Below are 1,200 nucleotides of genomic sequence, written 5' to 3'. Positions count from 1 at the left end.
GCCTGCGTTGTCTGCCGGGCGGCCTGAGTCTGACGCTCCATAAAACGCTGCATACGGGCAGAAGACCGTTCTGCATCGCTGGCTGCACCATTCAGAAGGTTTTTGATACGGGGGATTTCATTTTTAAACTCTGCCGCATCAATCCCCAAATCAATGACCAGGTTGGCTATCTGGTCCATAACGCACACCTCCGGAAATACCTTCCCCAAGATGCATCAGTTCTTCGTCCGTTCGCTCCGGTATCCCGTTCTCTTCCGGTAAAAGGCTGAAATCAGCCACCGCAGCATCACTGCTGCCGGACACCATTCTCACGATCAATGCCTTCAGCGAGGCAAACTGCGCATCCATCCACACATCACTGAAGCTCTGCATCCGGAAATAATCGCCCCACTCACCAAGCTCAGTGGCCGACATTTCCGACAGCATCCGCCGCCAGTCTGCCCGCCGGAACTCCCGGGCAAGCCGCATGACAAACTGCATTTCCCGCGTCAGGACTTTTCCGGCGTCAGCGCCTCATGCTCATCATCCCCGGCATTATCAATGGCCCCCATACCGCTCAGCGACAGAACCATCTCCGCCCCCGCACCCAGGGCATCATACGACCATGTTGTAATAACGGATGCGCAAAGCGTCTCTACATCCTTAGACTGATCCGCATTCCACAGTGAGCGGGAAACCAGCCAGGCATTGATATCCATCCCCATCCGCAGAAAAGCAATCTGTCGTTCAGCCTCCGGCAGTTCTCCCTCACCGGCATCAAACTTTGCCGTTCGCTGCTGAACAAACGCCAGATATTCAATTCTCTGCAGCCCGGACAGCTCACTGAGCACCACGGACTGTTTTTCATAATTAAACGTGCCCTGTTTCAGAAACATCATGTTCTCCACCTGCAAAAAAGCCCCGGATAACCGGGGCAAATGATGAGTATCGTCCTGTTAACCTGCGGCGCTGACAGTCACCGCAGCCACAGCCACAAAATTCCCGTCAGCGGTCATGCCCACAATGCTGACACTGCCCTGCTTCACGCCTTTCACCGTGGCTACAAGCCCGTTCAGGGTCACCGTGGCAGTCTGTGGATCTGACGAATGCACACTGATCGCTTTGTCACTGGCTCCGTCAGGTTTTACTGTAAAGGTCAGCGTGGTGGTTGCTCCCACTTTTACACTGGCAGATGCCGGTGCCACCGTCAGCCCGGTAACG

At 55.1% G+C, this 1,200-nt stretch carries 4 protein-coding genes; all 4 read right to left on the bottom strand.

Features of this window, described 5'->3' with window-relative positions:
• On the bottom strand, nucleotides 1–179 hold a 179-nt coding region (locus ACJHX3_RS24885; protein ID WP_180998816.1), incomplete at its 3' end, for a hypothetical protein.
• The gene (locus ACJHX3_RS24880) at nucleotides 151–480 is read right to left on the bottom strand and encodes a phage tail assembly protein T (protein WP_001161009.1); all 330 of its coding nucleotides are present in this window, start codon (nucleotides 478–480) and stop codon (nucleotides 151–153) included. The genes ACJHX3_RS24885 and ACJHX3_RS24880, both read right to left, overlap by 29 nt.
• 8 nt (nucleotides 481–488) lie before the next feature.
• Nucleotides 489–875, bottom strand: coding sequence for a phage tail assembly chaperone G (gpG, locus tag ACJHX3_RS24875; RefSeq protein WP_001298500.1), 387 nt, complete (start codon nucleotides 873–875; stop codon nucleotides 489–491).
• 60 nt (nucleotides 876–935) lie between these two features.
• A partial coding sequence (locus ACJHX3_RS24870) for an Ig domain-containing protein (RefSeq protein ID WP_410236249.1) occupies nucleotides 936–1,200 on the bottom strand: 265 nt, incomplete at its 5' end.

This window comes from Escherichia sp. WS1265 (assembly GCF_046487585.1).
Taxonomy (GTDB): domain Bacteria; phylum Pseudomonadota; class Gammaproteobacteria; order Enterobacterales; family Enterobacteriaceae; genus Escherichia; species Escherichia coli.
Note: the sequence above shows the minus strand (reverse complement) of the source record. Positions and strands in the feature narration are given on the sequence as shown.

Coding starts and splice junctions, on each gene's coding strand:
- ACJHX3_RS24880 (WP_001161009.1), bottom strand. CDS start 480: ATGCAGTTTGTCATGCGGCTTGCCCGGGAGTTCCGGCGGGCAGACTGG.
- gpG (WP_001298500.1), bottom strand. CDS start 875: ATGTTTCTGAAACAGGGCACGTTTAATTATGAAAAACAGTCCGTGGTG.